This is a genomic window from Bradyrhizobium symbiodeficiens (genome assembly GCF_002266465.3).
Classification (GTDB): Bacteria; Pseudomonadota; Alphaproteobacteria; order Rhizobiales; family Xanthobacteraceae; genus Bradyrhizobium; species Bradyrhizobium symbiodeficiens.
This window is the reverse complement of the sequence record NZ_CP029427.2, coordinates 3,465,650-3,482,548: the sequence shown is the minus strand read 5'-3', so window position 1 is coordinate 3,482,548 and position 16,899 is coordinate 3,465,650. Positions and strand designations below refer to the sequence as shown.

Annotated in this window: 14 protein-coding genes; 6 read left to right on the top strand and 8 right to left on the bottom strand. The window is 62.6% G+C overall.

The genetic code is table 11. From position 1 onward, the window contains the following. Positions 1-193: 193 nt before the first annotated feature. A complete protein-coding gene (locus CIT39_RS16040) occupies positions 194-2,563 on the top strand; it encodes a tetratricopeptide repeat protein (RefSeq protein WP_094974383.1) in 2,370 nt (789 codons plus the stop codon). Here the strand turns inward: CIT39_RS16040 and CIT39_RS16035 are convergent. Beyond that, positions 2,560-3,456 carry a DMT family transporter gene (locus tag CIT39_RS16035; RefSeq protein WP_094974384.1) on the bottom strand — a complete coding sequence of 299 codons (897 nt, stop codon included), beginning with the start codon at positions 3,454-3,456 and terminating at the stop codon, positions 2,560-2,562. The genes CIT39_RS16040 and CIT39_RS16035 overlap by 4 nt on opposite strands. 765 nt (positions 3,457-4,221) lie before the next feature. Between CIT39_RS16035 and CIT39_RS16030 the strand changes: the two genes are divergently transcribed. The 4 genes from CIT39_RS16030 (at position 4,222) to CIT39_RS16015 (ending at position 11,918) form a co-directional block, all read left to right on the top strand. Next, positions 4,222-7,992, top strand: coding sequence for a vitamin B12-dependent ribonucleotide reductase (locus CIT39_RS16030; protein WP_094974385.1), 3,771 nt, complete (start codon positions 4,222-4,224; stop codon positions 7,990-7,992). Positions 7,993-8,129: 137 nt separating this feature from the next. Then, positions 8,130-10,163, top strand: coding sequence for a DEAD/DEAH box helicase family protein (locus CIT39_RS16025; protein ID WP_094974386.1), 2,034 nt, complete (start codon positions 8,130-8,132; stop codon positions 10,161-10,163). 645 nt (positions 10,164-10,808) lie between these two features. Continuing rightward, entirely contained in the window at positions 10,809-11,207 is a 399-nt protein-coding gene (locus tag CIT39_RS16020) for a VOC family protein (RefSeq protein WP_094974387.1), read from the top strand. A 198-nt stretch (positions 11,208-11,405) separates the two neighbouring features. Further along, entirely contained in the window at positions 11,406-11,918 is a 513-nt protein-coding gene (locus CIT39_RS16015; RefSeq protein WP_094974388.1) for a ParB N-terminal domain-containing protein, read from the top strand. A gap of 227 nt (positions 11,919-12,145) precedes the next feature. On the opposite strand, the gene CIT39_RS16010 is transcribed toward CIT39_RS16015, so the two are convergent. Further along, positions 12,146-12,412: a DUF2312 domain-containing protein gene (locus CIT39_RS16010; protein ID WP_094974389.1), complete on the bottom strand. Its 267-nt coding sequence runs from the start codon at positions 12,410-12,412 to the stop codon at positions 12,146-12,148. 107 nt (positions 12,413-12,519) lie between these two features. Between CIT39_RS16010 and CIT39_RS16005 the strand changes: the two genes are divergently transcribed. Next, positions 12,520-13,302 carry a class I SAM-dependent methyltransferase gene (locus tag CIT39_RS16005; protein ID WP_094974390.1) on the top strand — a complete coding sequence of 261 codons (783 nt, stop codon included), beginning with the start codon at positions 12,520-12,522 and terminating at the stop codon, positions 13,300-13,302. Between the two features lie 34 nt (positions 13,303-13,336). Here CIT39_RS16005 and CIT39_RS16000 read toward each other — a convergent pair whose 3' ends face one another. The 6 genes from CIT39_RS16000 to CIT39_RS15975 all read right to left on the bottom strand — a co-directional run bounded on the left by CIT39_RS16000 (position 13,337) and on the right by CIT39_RS15975 (position 16,850). Beyond that, positions 13,337-13,555, bottom strand: a complete 219-nt coding sequence (locus CIT39_RS16000; RefSeq protein ID WP_094974391.1) for a hypothetical protein — start codon at positions 13,553-13,555, stop codon at positions 13,337-13,339. Positions 13,556-13,637: 82 nt separating this feature from the next. Further along, positions 13,638-13,943, bottom strand: a complete 306-nt coding sequence (locus CIT39_RS15995) for a GlsB/YeaQ/YmgE family stress response membrane protein (protein WP_094974392.1) — start codon at positions 13,941-13,943, stop codon at positions 13,638-13,640. Positions 13,944-14,709: 766 nt separating this feature from the next. Continuing rightward, a complete protein-coding gene (locus CIT39_RS15990; RefSeq protein ID WP_094974393.1) occupies positions 14,710-14,991 on the bottom strand; it encodes a hypothetical protein in 282 nt (93 codons plus the stop codon). Between the two features lie 243 nt (positions 14,992-15,234). Continuing rightward, on the bottom strand, positions 15,235-15,528 hold the full coding sequence (locus CIT39_RS15985) for a hypothetical protein (protein WP_244607591.1): 294 nt from the start codon (positions 15,526-15,528) through the stop codon (positions 15,235-15,237). A gap of 124 nt (positions 15,529-15,652) precedes the next feature. After that, complete coding sequence (locus CIT39_RS15980) at positions 15,653-16,324, bottom strand: cell envelope biogenesis protein TolA (protein WP_094974395.1); 672 nt, start codon at positions 16,322-16,324, stop codon at positions 15,653-15,655. A gap of 121 nt (positions 16,325-16,445) precedes the next feature. Then, a complete protein-coding gene (locus CIT39_RS15975) occupies positions 16,446-16,850 on the bottom strand; it encodes a VOC family protein (protein ID WP_094974396.1) in 405 nt (134 codons plus the stop codon). Positions 16,851-16,899 lie beyond the last annotated feature (49 nt).

Below are 16,899 nucleotides of genomic sequence, written 5' to 3'. Positions count from 1 at the left end.
TAGGGCTGAGGCTGAAGATTGGCGCGGCCATCTCGATCGATGCTGAACGCCAATTCGCTGATCGCAAGAAGGGCAGCCATTGGCACGCAAGCGCCGCAAATCGGGCCGGGACACACCGGGGGGACTTGCCCAAGCGCCGTCACCGACTTCGCAGTCGCCGAAGCGTGCTGGGCAGAGCGCCGCGCAGTTGCCGATGCGTCGCATCTGGATTGGGGTCGCGGCGGTCGCCGTCGTCGCTTTCGGTGCTGCCTTCCAGTTTCTCAATCATAGCAGTCCGGCCTCGCAGACCTACGCTCCCTCTGCCGCGGCCTATGTCGGTAGCGAAACCTGCGCGGGCTGCCACCAGGCCGAAGCGAAATTATGGGGCGCCTCGCAGCACAAGGCGGCGATGCAGCACGCCACCAACCAGACCGTGCTCGGCAATTTCAACGACGCGAGCTTCGACTATTACGGCGTGCGCTCCCGCTTCTTTCGCAAGGACGGCAAATTCCTGGTCGAGACCGACGGTGCCGATGGCAAGCTCGCCGTGTTCGAGCTGAAGTATACTTTTGGCGTCGATCCACTGCAGCAATACCTCGTCGAGTTTCCCGACGGGCGCATTCAGGCCTTGCCGATCGCATGGGACAGCCGGTCACACGACAAGGGTGGCCAGCGTTGGCTTCATCTCTCGCCCGATGAAGCCATCAAGCACGACGATATCCTGCACTGGACCAAACTGAACCAGAACTGGAATTTCATGTGCGCGGAGTGCCACTCCACCGGCCTGCGCAAGAACTACGATGCCGCGACCGACCGCTTTGCTACCACATGGGCTGACATCAGCGTTGGCTGCGAGGCCTGTCACGGCCAAGGCTCGAACCACACCAACTGGGCGCGCGAGCAACAAAGCTGGTGGCCGTTCGGCAAGCGCCAGGAGCCAGGCAAGGGATTGCTGGTGCGTTTCGACGAGCGCCAGGGCGTCGCCTGGCCAATCGATCCCCAGACCGGAAACGCACGGCGCTCCGCGGCGCCGGCAATGCTGCGCAAGGAAGTCGAGACCTGCGGCCTCTGTCACGCACGGCGGGCCGGCTTCCGCGAGGACTGGATACCCGGCGAATGGCTGTCGCAAACCCATGTGGTGGAGCCGCTCGCGCGCAACACCTATCATGCCGACGGGCAGATCCGTGACGTCGAGGAGCCGTATAATTATACGCCCTTCAAGCAAGGCAAAATGTTTGCGGCCGGCGTCACCTGCAGCGATTGCCACGAGCCGCACAGCGCCAAGCTTCGCCTGCAAGGCGAAGGCACCTGTCTGCAATGCCATGCGTCCGACAAATATGCCGATGTGAAACACAGCCACCACGCAGAGGCCGATCCGGCGCCGACCTGTATCTCGTGCCACATGCCGGCCCGGACCTACATGGTGGTCGATGTCAGGCACGATCACGCTTTCAGGGTGCCGCGGCCAGACCTGTCTGTCTCGCTCGGAACTCCGAACGCATGCAACGACTGTCATCGCGACAAGGCTGCGCAATGGGCCGCGTCGGCGATCGAGCGGTGGTTCGGACCAGCCCGCAAGGGTTTCCAGACCTACGGACAGGCATTCCATGCCGCCCGCACCGGCCAGAGCGATGCCGCTGAACTGCTTTCGGTCCTGTCCGCGGATCGCCAGGCTCCGGCCGTGGCGCGGGCAAGTGCGCTCGGCGAACTTGCCTCGCGCGTGACGCCGGCGACCATCGCGGCGGCGCGCACCGCGCTCACCGATCCCGATCCGATGGTGCGGATCGGCGGCCTCGCCATGCTGGAAAACGTGGCCGCCAGCCAGATCTGGCCGCTGGCCTCGCCGCTGCTCGCTGATCCCGTGCGAGGCGTTCGCATCAGGGCGGCCTCCCTGCTCGCGTCGGTCCCGACCGCAAGCCAGCCGTCGGGCGATCGCGCCAGCTTTGATCAGGCGGCCGGGGAATTCGTCACGGCGCAGCGCGCCAATGCCGAACGACCCGAGGCGCGCGCCGCGCTTGCAGATTTCCTCGCACGCCGCGGCCAGACCGGGGATGCGGAGATGGAGTACCGGGCCGCGCTCAGGCTGAGCCCGCAATATGCGACGGCGGCGATCAATCTGGCGGACCTCTATCGCCGCACCGGCCGCGAAAGCGACGGCGAAACGGTTCTCCGCGGAGCGATCGCGGCGTCGCCGGGTGATGCCGCCGCGCATCACGCACTCGGCTTGGCGCTGACCCGGCTGAAGCGGCCTGACGAGGCGCTCGCCGAGTTGCGGAGGGCAACCGAACTTGACCCCGATCAGCCACGCTACCTCTATGTCTACGCGGTGGCGTTGCATTCCCGTGGGCAAGCCTATGAGGCCGTGAAGATGTTGAATACGGCGCTGGAACGTCATCCGGGCGACAGGGACGTCCTGTCAGCCCTGGTCTCGTTCAGCCGCGCGGCTGGCGATGCGAGGGCGGCGCTGGACTACGCTGAAAGGCTCGCGATCATCGTGCCGGACGACCGCAATCTGGCGGCGCTGATCGCTCAGATCAAACGGCAGATCGGCGCGCCAAGCGAGGCCACACGACCCAGGCATTAGCGCGTCGCCAGCACCACCGCCGCCAGCGTGAAGATCAGCGCGGCGATCTGGCCCGGTCCCAGCGGCTCATGCAGCGCAATCGCCGAGGCGACCACGCCGATCACCGGCACCGCCATGGTGCCGATCGCGGCGACCGAGGCCGGCAGGCGGGCGAGCGCTGCGAACCAGCTGACATAGGCGATGCAGAACTGCACCACGGTCGAATAGACCAGCAGCCACCAGCCGGCCGGCGTCACCTTGTCCAGATGCGTGGTCTCGATCAGGAGGCCAATGATCGAGATCGGCAGGCAGCCGATCCCGATCTGCCAGGCTGCAGCCGTGATCGGCGGCAGATGGATCGGGTACTTCTTCGAGAACACCGTGCCCACCGCGAAACCGAGCGCGCCGGCGAGCGCCATGACGATGCCCGGCAGCTTCTCGACGCTGGCGGCGATGCCGTTGCCGCCCATGATCGAGGCAAGCCCGACAAAGGCCATCACCAGCCCCATCGTGCGCAGCAGCGTCGGCCGCTCGCCCAGCACCGGCCAGGCGATGATCGAGGCCCAGACCGGCATCGTATAGGCGATCAGCGCCGCCTCGCTCGCGGGCAGCCAGAGCAGCGCCAGGCCCATCAGCACCATCCAGCCGGTGACGTTGAGCACGGCGGCGGTGATCAGGCGCGGCCAGATCTCGGGCGCCACCTTCAGGCTGTCGCCGCGAACCAAAGCCAGCGCCGCCAGCAGCACCGCCCCGAGCACGCCGGTCACCCCGCGCAGCGTCAGCGGCGGCAGCTCGGAGAGCAGGAATTTGGTCACCGGCCAGTTGAAGCCCCAGCCGATCGAGGTGATGGCAAGGAACATCAGTCCGGCCGGGGCGATGCGCGGCCGCGCATCCCGGCGAGTCGAATCAAGCATGTGGGTATCCGGCAGAAAACGAGGGGCAGCTTGGCCCGGATTCGGCTCCCCCACCACCACCTCGGGGGGCATGCCTGCCCTCACCTTCCGTACCCCTACGTGAGTCCCGTCGTGGCAACCCCGTCGCTCAAAAATATACCTCCCCTGTGAACAGCGGGATGAAGCCTCCGGAAGACCACTCAATGCAAATTTTTTCGGTTGGGAATCTCTGAGGACTCACTGATACTTGCCCCCAGAACAGGCGCGGGCTTGCCCCCTGTTATCCCCTGCAATCCACTATATTTAGTATTTGATTCAGGAACTCGCACTAGTTCTTGACGGGCGCAATGGAGAGTCCTAGTTTTCGATCCGTTCGGCGCGAGTGAGTTTGCGTCCCGCCGGCACTCCCCCAAAGGGTCTCGCAAATCTCAGCTCCGCCAGCCAGCCGAAGGTTGCGGAAGGAGGGCTTGTCTGCCCGCGATAAGCGGACTTTTCGGGCGCCAGAACGGGCCGGCAACAGGCTCGAATGGCACGGTAGACGTTGTGATGTTGTGGGGCGTTGAACGCATGTCACGCGCATCCCCTTGGGGGCGGATGGGTGTGGGCATGCCGGCCGATGAAAGGTGCACGCACCGACCCATCGCGCCGGGAGAAACTGGGCCGGAACCACCGGCTGAACTGCGAAGCCTTTGGGCCGGCATGGCCGCTGGAGGACTCGCGAACTGAAATATCGACCCGGTCGCCTTGCGGAGGCGCGCCGGTTAAAAATAAGGACGGGGCAATACGATGCGGATTGAACGGCGCCACACCACGGTAGGACAGTCACCTTACGCGGGAATCGATTTCCGCCAGACCACGTCGGAGATCCGGAATCCCGACGGCTCGGTCGTGTTCAAGCTCGACGGCGTCGAGGTCCCGACCGCCTGGTCGCAGGTCGCCTCCGACGTGCTGGCCCAGAAGTATTTCCGTAAAGCGGGCGTTGCCGCGCGCCTGAAGAAGGTCGAGGAGGAATCCGTCCCCTCCTTCCTGTGGCGCTCCGTGCCCGACACCGAGGCGCTGGCCCTCCTGCCCGAGAAGGAGCGCTATGTCAGCGAGCTCTCGTCAAAGCAGGTGTTCGACCGCCTCGCCGGCTGTTGGACCTATTGGGGCTGGAAGGGCAAGTATTTCTCGACCGACGAGGACGCGCAGGCCTTCTACGACGAGCTCCGCTACATGCTCGCCATGCAGATGGTCGCGCCGAACTCGCCGCAATGGTTCAACACCGGCCTGCATTGGGCCTATGGCATCGACGGTCCCGGCCAGGGCCATTATTACGTCGACCCCTTCACCGGCAAGCTGACCCGCTCGAAATCGTCCTACGAGCATCCGCAGCCGCACGCCTGCTTCATCCAGGGCGTCGGTGACGACCTCGTCAACGAAGGCGGCATCATGGACCTCTGGGTCCGCGAAGCGCGCCTGTTCAAATACGGCTCCGGCACCGGCTCCAACTTCTCCCGCCTGCGCGGCGAAGGCGAAAGGCTCTCCGGCGGCGGCCGCTCGAGCGGCCTGATGAGCTTCCTCAAGATCGGCGACCGCGCCGCCGGCGCGATCAAGTCGGGCGGCACCACGCGACGTGCGGCCAAGATGGTCGTCGTCGACGTCGATCACCCCGACATCGAGACCTATATCGACTGGAAGGTGAAGGAGGAGCAGAAGGTTGCAGCCCTCGTCACCGGCTCCAAGATCAACCAGAAGCACCTCAAGGCGGTGCTGAAGGCCTGCGTCAACTGCGAGGGCTCGGGCGACGATTGCTTCGATCCCGAGAAGAACCCGGCGCTGCGCCGCGAGATCAAGCTCGCCCGCCGCAGCCTCGTGCCTGACAATTACATCAAGCGCGTGATCCAGTTCGCCAAGCAGGGCTACAAGGACATCCAGTTCGACGTCTACGACACCGACTGGGACAGCGAAGCCTACCTCACGGTCTCAGGCCAGAACTCCAACAACTCGGTCTCGCTGAAGGACGACTTCCTGCGCGCGGTCGAGACCGACGGCGACTGGAATCTGGTCGGACGCACCACCAAGAAGATCACCAAGACGCTGAAGGCGCGCGACCTCTGGGAAAAAATCGGTTACGCCGCCTGGGCCTCGGCCGATCCGGGCCTGCACTTCAACACCACCATGAACGACTGGCACACCTGCAAGGCGTCCGGCGACATCCGCGCGTCCAATCCGTGCTCGGAATACATGTTCCTGGACGACACGGCGTGCAACCTCGCCTCCGCGAACCTGCTGACGTTCTACAACATCGAGGCCAAGCGTTTCGACGTCGACAGCTACGAGCATCTCTGCCGGCTCTGGACCATCGTGCTCGAAATCTCGGTGATGATGGCGCAGTTTCCGTCCAAGGCCATCGCCGAGCTCTCCTACGAGTTCCGCACGCTCGGCCTCGGCTACGCCAATATCGGCGGCCTGCTGATGACCATGGGTCTGCCCTATGACAGCAAGGAAGGCCGCGCGATCGCCGGCGCGCTGACCGCTGTGATGACCGGCATCACCTACAAGACCTCCGCGGAGATGGCGGCCGAACTCGGCACCTTCCCCGGCTACAAGAAGAATGCCGCGCACATGCTGCGCGTCATCCGCAACCACCGTCGCGCCGCCCACGGCCAGTCCAACGGCTACGAAGCGCTCAGCGTCAACCCGGTGCCGATGGACCTGGTCTCCTGCCCGCAGACTGATCTCGTCACCCACGCGCAGGCAGCCTGGGATGCGGCGCTCGAGCTCGGCGAGAAGCACGGCTATCGCAACGCCCAGACCACTGTGATCGCGCCGACCGGCACGATCGGCCTCGTGATGGATTGCGACACCACCGGCATCGAGCCCGACTTCGCCCTGGTGAAGTTCAAGAAGCTCGCTGGCGGCGGCTACTTCAAGATCATCAACCGCGCGGTCCCCGCAGCGCTGCGTGCGCTCGGCTATCGCGAGAGCGAGATTGCGGAGATCGAAGCCTACGCCGTCGGCCACGGCTCGCTCTCCAACGCGCCCGGCATCAACGCCTCGACCTTGAAGTCCAAGGGCTTCACCGACGAAGCCATCGCCAAGGTCGAAAAGGCGCTTCCGACCGCCTTCGACATCAAGTTCGCCTTCAACAAGTGGACCTTTGGCGAAGACTTCATCCGCGACCAGCTCGGCATCGGTGCCGAGGCGATCGCGGCCCCCGGCTTCGACCTGCTCCAGGCCGTCGGCTTCACCAAGCGCGAGATCGAGGCGGCCAACGTCCACATCTGCGGCGCGATGACGGTGGAAGGTGCCCCGCACCTCAAGGCCGAGCACTATCCGGTGTTCGACTGCGCCAACCCCTGCGGCAAGGTCGGCAAGCGCTATCTGTCGGTCGAGAGCCACATCCGCATGATGTCGGCGGCCCAGCCCTTCATCTCGGGCGCGATCTCCAAGACCATCAACATGCCCAACGACGCCACGGTGGAGGACTGCAAGTCCGCCTACATGCTGTCGTGGAAGCTCGCGCTTAAGGCCAACGCGCTCTATCGCGACGGCTCGAAGCTCAGCCAGCCGCTCAACTCGCAGCTCATCGCCGACGATGAGGACGAGGACGATGCGGTCGAGAGCCTCTACGAGAAGCCGATGGCGGCGCGTGCCGCCCAGGTCTCGGAGAAGATCGTCGAGAAGCTTGTCGAGCGCATCATCGTGATGCGCGAGCGCGAGAAGATGCCGGATCGCCGCAAGGGCTACACCCAGAAGGCGGTCGTCGGCGGGCACAAGGTCTATCTCCGCACCGGCGAATATGACGACGGCCGTCTCGGCGAGATCTTCATCGACATGCACAAGGAAGGCGCGGCGCTGCGCTCCTTCATCAACAACTTCGCCATCGCGGTGTCGCTCGGCCTCCAATACGGCGTGCCGCTCGAGGAATATGTCGACGCCTTCACCTTCACCCGCTTCGAGCCGGCGGGCCCCGTGCAGGGCAACGACAGCATAAAGTACGCGACCTCGATCCTCGACTATGTCTTCCGCGAGCTTGCGGTGAGCTACATGTCGCGCTTCGACCTCGCGCATGTCGACCCGACCGAGTCGAACTTCGACGCGCTCGGCAAGGGCGTCGAGGAAGGCAAGGAGCCGGACGACCAGAACCACCAGGCGAACAGGCTGGTGTCGCGTGGCCTCACCCGCTCCCGCACCGACAATCTGTTCGTGATGCGCGGCGGGTCCACCGCGGTGGTCTCGGGCAACGACAGTGCCCCGACCGGCGGCAGCAAGGTCACCGCTCTCGCCGGGCACGGCGCGAGCGCCCGGGTCGGCGACGTCCTGGAAGGCGCGGTCGCGCTGAAGCAGGAAGTGCAGCACGACCTCTCGCCGACGGAGAAGCTGGAAGCGCTGCAATGGAGCAAGTCCGGCAGCGCCGCAACGGTCGCCGTTCCCAGCAAGGCCGAGCGTCGCGCGGAAGCCAAGGCCAAGGGCTACGAGGGCGAGATGTGCAGCGAGTGCGGCAACTTCACGCTGGTGCGGAATGGCACGTGCATGAAGTGCGATACGTGCGGAAGCACGACGGGGTGTTCGTGATCAGACGACGCTCAGCGAATTTCCGCTGCGGGCACTGATTTGAAAGAGGCGGCTTTCGAGCCGCCCTTTTTTTGCTAAACACACAATTGCCATCATTACCTGTCATTTGCTATCATTATGCATTGGAAGGAGCGGCGATGACTGAGGCGGATAACACTTGGCTTTCCCTTGAGGAAGCCATCCCGTATCTCGGCGTAGGCAGAACCGTGCTGTACACGATGGCTCGTAACGGCAAGATACCGGCCAAAAAAATCGGGAAAAAGTGGACCTTCGAGAAGGCCGGCCTGGATGCTTGGCTTAGAGGTAGCCGGCCCCTCAAGACATTCTTTCTCGATTTGGATTTCAGCATCGAGAACAACGACGAACTGCGCGCGCCTCAAAAGGAGGGATATCTCCGGACTTACGAATATTTCCGCGCAGGAAAGAACAAGGCCATCCTGCAAATACCTGTCGGATGCGGTAAGACCGGATTAGCCTCGTTACTCCCTCTTGGCTTGGCTGAAGGTCGAGTGATCGTCATCGCGCCCAACCTCACGATCAAGGAGGGCCTCTACGACGCGATGGATATCACCAATCGCCAGAAATGCTTCTGGCGAAAGGCTGGCGTGCTTTCGCCAGAGCAAATGATCTCTGGCCCACTAGCAACCACTCTCGATACTGGGAATATATCGGTCGCGAACAAGTCGCACGTTGTAATCACCAACGTGCAACAGCTGTCTACCAATGTGGACAAATGGCTGACTCAATTTCCCGACGATTTCTTTGACATGATTATCGTCGACGAGGCCCATCACAGCGCAGCGAAGAGCTGGCAACAAGTGATTGATCGATTCCCAGAAGCGAAGGTCATCCTGCTAACGGCCACGCCCTTTCGTAGCGACCGTCAAGAACTCGACGGAGAACTGGTCTACCGGTACTCGTTCCGCAACGCTACGCAAAAAGGCTACATCAAGCGACTTAAGGCGAGCTACGTTGCCCCATCAACCATTGAGCTTGGCTTCTCAGATGAGCGCGGCCGCTCTTACACTCAGGAAGAAATACTTAAGCTGAAGGACGAAGACTGGTTCAGCCGTGGCGTTGCATTGGCGTCGCTATGCAACAAGCACATAGTGGAAAATAGTCTAGCAAAGCTAGAAGAACTCAGGCAAAGCGGCACCCAACATCAACTCATTGCTGTCGCATGTTCAATTAATCACGCCAACCAAATTCGGTCTCTCTATGAAGAGCGCGGCTTTACGGCGGCCGTAATTCACAGCAAGCAACTGCCAGAAAAGCAGAATGAAGTACTGACCTCGCTCCGCAACGGCACTCTCGATTGCATTATTCAAGTTCAAATGCTTGGCGAGGGCTTCGATCATCCTAAACTCAGCGTGGCGGCAATCTTTCGTCCGTTTCGTGCCCTTTCGCCTTACATCCAATTCGTCGGACGAATTATGCGCGTCATTGTCCAAAATGACGCCGGCCATCCTGACAATGTTGGCCACATCGTTACACACTTGGGTATGAACCTTGACCAGCGTCTCAAAGAGTTCAAGGACTTTGAGAACGATGACAAAGCCTTCTGGGACAAAGTGATCGGAGGCGAAGAGCCCGAATTGCCCCAAGCCGTATTGGACGGAACTGCACGACTTCGGGCAACCGAGAACGTGGTCGTCCACGATGAGATTATCGATTCCTTGTGGGAAGAGGACTTCACTAGCCTTGAGGATCAACAGATAGTCGAGGAGCTAAGAGAGCGTTTTAAGCTGCTGGGGCTTGATGCCAGCAAGATCGAGGAAATGGTTCGCCAAGCGCAACGCGCACCGATGCGAAAGGGTTCTGCAACGCAGGCCTTTACCGTTCAGCCTCAACGTGAGTGGGAGGTCGCACGCAAGCGGCTGAATGACCAAGCTAAGCGGCTTGCGAATTTGCTGCTGAACCACGTTCAGCTAGGCATGGCGGGAACCGAGTTGGTCTACAAATACAAATCGCTGAAGCTCACAGGTCGGAGCAACTACATCGCGTCTCTAACAATGGTGAACCACGAAATTAATAAGCGCCTCGGCAAGGATCGTGACGCAGCTTCCATCGAAGATTTCCGTTCCGTTCTCGATAATCTCGATGACCTACTTCAAACATTGGTTCGCAGAGTCAGAAAGGCAAAGGCTGATTATGACAAAAAAGACGCCTAAGGGACCAGTCCCCTCTCTTATCGGAGGTAGCAACGGCCGTCCGCGACGAGCGGACGTGAAGCGGCTCTCGTATTGTTACCGATGCAACGACGATATTGTAGCAGGCACAACTTGCATCGAAATTCCTAAACTAGGCGCAGGATTCGCGTCACCAAAGCGGGTATGCGGAAGTTGTTTTGAGGCAATACTGCAGAAGACCGCACAAGATCTGGATGGGCTTAGAGCTCTCTAGCTCGTGGCCCGTAGGATGGGTTGAACGCTTGCGAAACCCATCATGTCGCGACGACTATTGATGGGTTTCCCTATCGCTCAACCATTCCTACATACTTTGCGGCTGCGCCCTTCCCTCCTAAAGTCCGACCACCACCGGCATGGGTTCCGACGGGCCCGGCAGAAGCGGAGTCAATTTATGCCCAACCCGGAAAGCTTCCCGATCGAGAGGATCTTCGTTCCCACGAAGCAGAAGAAAGCCATCAAGCCCGTAGCATGGGTGGAGCGAAGCGATACCCATCATCAGTCTCGCGGCGGAGCGATGGGTTCGCAGGGACCCATCCTACGGGCTCGACCCATCCCACGATGCTGCCACAACGCTGTCAGCACGATTGTCACAAGCAAGGAGGATCGTTACGACTGAAAGAGAGCATCATGAAGTTTGCATCCACCCGTCTCGTCGCCGCGGACATCAAGAAAATGGTGGCCTTCTACGAACTGGTGACGGGCCACCGCGCGGACTGGCTTGCTCCGGTCTTCGCCGAGATCGTCACGCCAGGCGCAACTTTGGCAATAGGGAGCGCGGAGACGGTCGCAATGTTCAAGGAAGGCAGTGCGGAGCCTCGCGCCAATAGAACCGCTATTCTCGAGTTCATGGTGTCGGACGTCGATGCGGAATTCGCACGGCTGAAAGACCAGGTCGACGTTGTGCATGAGCCCAAGGATCTACCGTGGGGAAATCGCACCGTGCAATTCTCCGACCCCGAGGGCACCCGCGTCGCCCTTTATACGCTTGTGACCGAGGCGGCGAGACGACGCTTGGGTGGTCGTTGATTGGGAAAAGATGCTGACAGCCCGTAGGATGGGTTGAGTCTTGCGAAACCCATCTTTCCACCAAGATTGTTGATGGGGTTCGCAAGAGCTCAATTCATTCTACGGGCCGAATTGCCTTTGCGGCCGAGCCCATCCCCCCTAAACTCCCGACCTCACCGGCATGGGTTCCGATCGCCCCGGTAGAAGCGGAGTCACCTTATGCCCAAACCGGAAAGCTTCCCGATCGAGACGATCTTCGTTCCCACGAAGCTGAAGAAGACCCTCAAGCCCGAAACCGTCGCGGAGATCGCGGAAAGCATGCTGGACATCGGACAACAGACCCCGATTTCCGTTCGACTCGACGGAGACCGCCTGGTTCTGGTCGAGGGACTGCATCGGTTGGAGGCCTGCAAGGCGCTTGGCGAGACGACCATTCTCGGCGTCCTGGTCCCGACCGAGCTTGCTCAACACAAGCCGCTGCTCGCCGAGCGACCCGAAGTCGAGGCAGAGCGCATCAAGATGGCGCGATTGAAACAGTTGCGCCTGGAAAAGGAAGCCGCGGAGGCATCGTCGGCGGCCTCGAGAGGCAACGCAACGCAAGCGCCGCGCGCAGGTTCGACGAAAGGCCTGCGCGACAATCCGAAGGCATCACCCGTCCGGATGGTGAAAGCGAAACCGAAATCATTGTCGGACTGGATCACGCAGCAGAAGGGCACCGGCAGCCGCTATTGATTGCGGGCTTCGGTTGAGGCCGTCATTCCGGGGCGCGCCCGCTTGGGCGCGAGCCCGGAATCCATCGGGCGGCACGACGCTTGGCGCGATGGATTCCGGGCTCGCGCTTCGCGCGCCCCGGAATGACGGTGGGTTCTGCTGCCCTCCACCTTGCGTGGCTGCCACTGCATAACGGCCGCAATCCTTTCGATCGCGGCCGTCTCGCCGTCCCGATCAACCTGACCGTCTCACGCCGCCTTCGCTTGCTCCGGCGAGGCCGTCTCCATCGCGCGCAGGTAAAGATCAAGCAGGCCTTCGCGCTCGTCGCGCTCGTTCTTGTCTTCCTTTCGCAGCTTGATGATCTCCTTGAGAATCTTCACGTCGAAGCCGTCGCCCTTGGCTTCCGCGAAGACTTCCTTCTTCTGTTCGCTCAACTCCTGCATTTCGCTGTCGAGGTTCTCGATCCGCTCGACGAACGAACGGATCTTGCCGCCGGGAATGGTGATGTCGGACATGGTGCCTCTTTGCTGACTGAGGCCGTGAAAATGACCGCAAAGAAATGACCAATGTGTTAACCTCACAGCCCGCGCATTGCCCGCTGAAACGCCGAGGGAGCCGTTCCATGGCCGAGCTTCGCTTCGATGACGGTGCCGCCTATGAGCAAATGATGGGAGTCTGGAGCCGTTCGGTTGGCGTGGTCTTTCTCGACTGGCTCAAGCCGGCGCAAGGGCTGCGCTGGATCGATGTCGGCTGCGGCAGCGGCGCCTTCACCGAGCTCATCCTGGCACGCTGCGCGCCCAGCGACGTTCAGGGCATCGATCCCTCCGAGGGCCAGCTCGCCTTTGCCCGCACGCGTGCCGGCGCGCGCGGCGCTGCGTTTCAAACCGGCGACGCCATGGCGCTGCCGTTTCCGACGGCGAGTTTCGATGTCGCGGTGATGGCATTGGTTCTCGTGTTCGTGCCGGACCCATCGAAAGGTGTCGCGGAACTGGCGCGGGTCGTTCGCCCCGGCGGCCTGGTCGCGACCTACATGTGGGACATGCTGGGCGGCGGCTTTCCGCTCGATCCGATCCTCGACGAGATGCGCGCGATGGGGCTGTCGCCCACGCGTCCGGGGCATATGGAAGTGTCCACCCTTGCGGCGCTTCAGGCCTTTTGGAGCGCGGCCGGGTTGCAGCAGATCGCGACCCGCGAGATCACCGTGCAGCGGACCTTTGCCGATTTCAACGAGTTCTGGAACGTGGAGACGAAAGCCCCCTCCATCGCGCCGGTGATCGCAGCCATGCCGGCGGCCGACGTCACCGCGCTCATGCAGCGCGTGAGGGCGCGTCTCCCCGCTGCCACAGACGGCCGCATCACCTACAACGCCCGCGCGCACGCGATCAGCGGACGCAAGCCGGGCTGAAGATGTGGCGAAGACCGTCGCCGCAATTCCGAGATCAGCAACGCGGCGAGATCTGAAGCTCCATCAGCGCCATGCGCTGCAGGATAACGGGGTCTCGCTCGCCCTCCTTCGCGGTGCGAAGGATCGTTTCCGCGATGGCCTTGATGTGCGCGGAGCTGACCGGGGCTGGCAATGACGCAACCGCCGTGTCCAGCGCGGCTTTCATGACGTCGATCGTTTCAGGCGAAAATGATGCGTTCGAAAAGTCTAACATGCCTGCACCGGTCCGGAGGTAGGCACGAGCGCCCTCGTCTCCCGCGCCTCACCGGCGCCTGATGCCGCTGCGTGAGCAGGGGTCACCAGCGCCGACCCCAGCTCCCGCGCCAGTTGCTTCCCCATCCACCGCCACCGCGGACCAGCCGGACGACGAGGAGCAGCAGGACTGCGCCTATGGTGGCGTTGACGATCGCGCTGATGGTGCCGCTGCCAAGATGCACGCCGAGCTGAGGCAACAACCAGCTGCCGACAAACGCGCCGAGAATTCCGATGATGATATCACCGACGAGCCCAAAACCGGTCCCGCGGACGATCTGGCCCGCCAACCAGCCGGCGACGAGACCTACAAACAAGATAACCAAAAGGCTTTCGCCGGACATGTTCATGTTGTGACCTCAATCACTTGGTTCGAATGGCTGCGGATCGGCGCATTCTGGTCGGCCAGGATCGTCAGATGTTGCGGCAATTTGGTCGAGCTCGCCGAGCTTGATCCGCTTAGGGCACAATAGCTGCAATGACCAAGAGTTCCCCCCTCAATACAACTTATATTTGAAATCGTTCGATCGCTTCCAAGCTGCGCCGGAAACAAGACTCCGCTCGCCGCGCATTTCATAGTCCTTTTGGTATCGTGACCCCTGGCGTAACTAAACCAGAAATAGAAACAGAACTTCGGCCGGTCCAGGCCGTTCGGGCCCCATGGCTGACCTTCGTGTCCGCGCACCCACGAAATCATCTATATCATCGAGGGTTAATCCGAGAGATCACGCGCAAACCGAAGGGCGGCTTAACAGCCGCCCCTTCGTCGTTTGGTCCCGATGCGATCTGTAGGGCAAACGCATATGACAGCTTTCCCTGCGGCCATCCTTCGAGACGCCCGCCGTAAGCGGGCTCCTCAGGATGAGGACGGAGTGCGCGGCAGCTGTTTCAACGGGCACCGGCGCCGATCAGCCTCATCCTGAGGAGGCGCGCAAGCGCCGTCTCGAAGGAAGAGGCGCGCGCTCGGACGGCTCTCAAGAGCCATAGGCGATAGCCCCGATGCGATCTGCATGAACACCAGGCCTGAACGCACAAAGGCCGCGGATTTCGCCGCGTTCGCGCCAGCAATGGCCGTCTTCGTTGCAGACCATGCGAACCCCTACAGATTTTCGCTCCCTACCACCAATACGGCCAGCGCCATCCCTCGTAGCGCACATAGGACGGCACCAGCGGCGGGCCGTAGGGATCGACCTTGTCGTCCTCGGGGCGATAGCGATAGCGCGGAACGACATTGTAATCCCACGGCGTCGGCCTCAGCACAGGCGCCGTGACGATGAGGCGCTCCTGGGGTGCGCGAACGACGACGGCTTTCCGCGTGCGGGCTTCAGCGCCCGATGTTGCGAGGCTGCTCAGCACCAGGGCGGTTCCGAGCGCGCAGGCGGCGGCGATTTTTGTCATGCATGGGTCTCCTTCGCGGCAAGAGTGCAAAAGGACTCGGAACAAGGCAAGCAAATTTCGCGCGAGTTGTTGTGCAGCCATCCTTCAAGACGCCCGCTTCGCGGGCTCCTCAGGCTGAGGGCGGAGTGCGCGGCGAGAGCTTCAACGGGCACGGATGTCGCTCAGCCTCATCCTGAGGAGGCGCGTCAGCGCCGTCTCGAAGGACGAGGCGCGCGCTCCGGCGCTTCAGCCGCAGCCGTGGGATCAACCGCCGCGCTCGCCGTTCAACAGCGCGAGCGCGCGCGGCACCTGATCGCTGTCCTCGACCAGCACATATTCCTGCCGCTGCAGGCTCGCGCCGCTCGCGACCACGATCGATCGCTTCGGGCACAGGCCGAAGCATCCGGTCATGACCAGCTTGGCGGGCTTGAGGCCGTCCGGCCTCCGCGCCTTCAATTCGGATTTCAACGCGCGACCGACATCGCGGCCCTCGTCGCTGCGCTTGAGACATTTGCGGCAGACCAGCACCGGCGCCGCGCGCTTGGGACGTACGAGCATCGGACTTGCGGATTTCGAGCGCTTTTCGGGCATGGAGAACCTGTGTGAGACATCAGCTCATATAGGGATGGAACCGCGATCCTGCGGCTCGCGCGAGACATTTTGGTCCCGCGTTTTCGCTGCCCTACTCCCGAGCCCGCCGCAGCGTCTCCTGCAGCTTGATCCGCTGCTTGTCCCAGCGGTCCTGTTCCGCTTCCGCGCGCTCGTCCAGCGCGGCGCGCTCGGCTTCGATCGCCTCCGCCCTGGAAACGTGTTCCCGTCGTGCCTTGCCCAGCGCTGCCTCGGCGGCAGCGACCGCCTTGTCGCGGCGTGCGCGGTCCCTGGCGCGGGCGGCCTCCTCCTTGGCGCGCGCGGCCTCGCGCCGCCGCTCCTCCTTCTCGAACGCGGCTGCGGCCTTGCGGGCTGCCTGATCGTCGGTCTTGCCGGATGACTTCCTTGCGGCCTTGGCGGGACGCTTCGCCGATCGCGTCTCGCGCTTCGGTTGCTTCTTGGGATGTTTCTTGCGCTTGCTGCCGGGCTCGGCGTCGTCATCGCCGAGATCGGTCGGCAGTTCGGCGCTTTCGCTGAACGCACCGTCCGAGCCGACCGGGCGCCTGAGCACGACGCCCGGCTTCGCCATGGTCGCCGCGACGACATCAGGGTCGTCAGTCTCCTTCGCCGCGCCCTGATGGAACAGGTTGGAGCTGGCGCCCCAGGCCTCGAGCGCCGCCTTCATCGAGGGTGCGGCGATGGCCTGGTCATAGAAGCCGAGCGAGGTCTGGTAGGTCTTCAGCTTTCGTTTCGGCTTTGCCGGCATGTCGTCCCGATTGTGATTTCGCTGTCTGTTAGCGATCGTAGCCCGGATGAGCGAAGCGATATCCGGGGACTTATCCTGCGAGGTATATCCCGGATGTCGCTTCGCTCATCCGGGCTACGAACTACGAACTTCCAATCAGCGCATCGTATCCCTTCTCGTTGAACGCAAGCAGACAAAATCCGTGCCCGAACGGATCGGCCAGCATCGCGATCCGCCCATAGGGCGCATCGCGCGCCGGCGCCTCCAGGATCGCGCCGGCACTGAGCGCACGCGCGACCGCGGCGTCGACATCCTCGACGACGACGTCGATATGCATCGGCGTCCAGTGCCGCTCGTAGCGGCGGCGGTCGCCGCCGGCACCGATCGTGCCGGCCTGCTTGGTCAGGAGATAGACCGGCGCGGGCCAGCCGAGCAGTTCGACGAAATCAGTGCCGAAGCGGCGGCCGACGCTGAGGCCGAAGGCGGCGGCGTAGAAGCGCGTAGCCTCCGCCACGTCGGGGACGTCGATGTTGAGCAGGAAGGTCATGGCGGGCTCGTTGCGGGTTGCGCGGCGAGCGTAGCCCGGATGGAGCGCA

What these genes read in the sequence shown, in the direction of transcription:
- CIT39_RS16040 (WP_094974383.1), top strand. Translation starts at nt 194, where the DNA reads ATGCGTCGCATCTGGATTGGGGTCGCGGCGGTCGCCGTCGTCGCTTTC.
- CIT39_RS16035 (WP_094974384.1), bottom strand. Translation starts at nt 3,456, where the DNA reads ATGCTTGATTCGACTCGCCGGGATGCGCGGCCGCGCATCGCCCCGGCC.
- CIT39_RS16030 (WP_094974385.1), top strand. Translation starts at nt 4,222, where the DNA reads ATGCGGATTGAACGGCGCCACACCACGGTAGGACAGTCACCTTACGCG.
- CIT39_RS16025 (WP_094974386.1), top strand. Translation starts at nt 8,130, where the DNA reads ATGACTGAGGCGGATAACACTTGGCTTTCCCTTGAGGAAGCCATCCCG.
- CIT39_RS16020 (WP_094974387.1), top strand. Translation starts at nt 10,809, where the DNA reads ATGAAGTTTGCATCCACCCGTCTCGTCGCCGCGGACATCAAGAAAATG.
- CIT39_RS16015 (WP_094974388.1), top strand. Translation starts at nt 11,406, where the DNA reads ATGCCCAAACCGGAAAGCTTCCCGATCGAGACGATCTTCGTTCCCACG.
- CIT39_RS16010 (WP_094974389.1), bottom strand. Translation starts at nt 12,412, where the DNA reads ATGTCCGACATCACCATTCCCGGCGGCAAGATCCGTTCGTTCGTCGAG.
- CIT39_RS16005 (WP_094974390.1), top strand. Translation starts at nt 12,520, where the DNA reads ATGGCCGAGCTTCGCTTCGATGACGGTGCCGCCTATGAGCAAATGATG.
- CIT39_RS16000 (WP_094974391.1), bottom strand. Translation starts at nt 13,555, where the DNA reads ATGTTAGACTTTTCGAACGCATCATTTTCGCCTGAAACGATCGACGTC.
- CIT39_RS15995 (WP_094974392.1), bottom strand. Translation starts at nt 13,943, where the DNA reads ATGAACATGTCCGGCGAAAGCCTTTTGGTTATCTTGTTTGTAGGTCTC.
- CIT39_RS15990 (WP_094974393.1), bottom strand. Translation starts at nt 14,991, where the DNA reads ATGACAAAAATCGCCGCCGCCTGCGCGCTCGGAACCGCCCTGGTGCTG.
- CIT39_RS15985 (WP_244607591.1), bottom strand. Translation starts at nt 15,528, where the DNA reads ATGCTCGTACGTCCCAAGCGCGCGGCGCCGGTGCTGGTCTGCCGCAAA.
- CIT39_RS15980 (WP_094974395.1), bottom strand. Translation starts at nt 16,324, where the DNA reads ATGCCGGCAAAGCCGAAACGAAAGCTGAAGACCTACCAGACCTCGCTC.
- CIT39_RS15975 (WP_094974396.1), bottom strand. Translation starts at nt 16,850, where the DNA reads ATGACCTTCCTGCTCAACATCGACGTCCCCGACGTGGCGGAGGCTACG.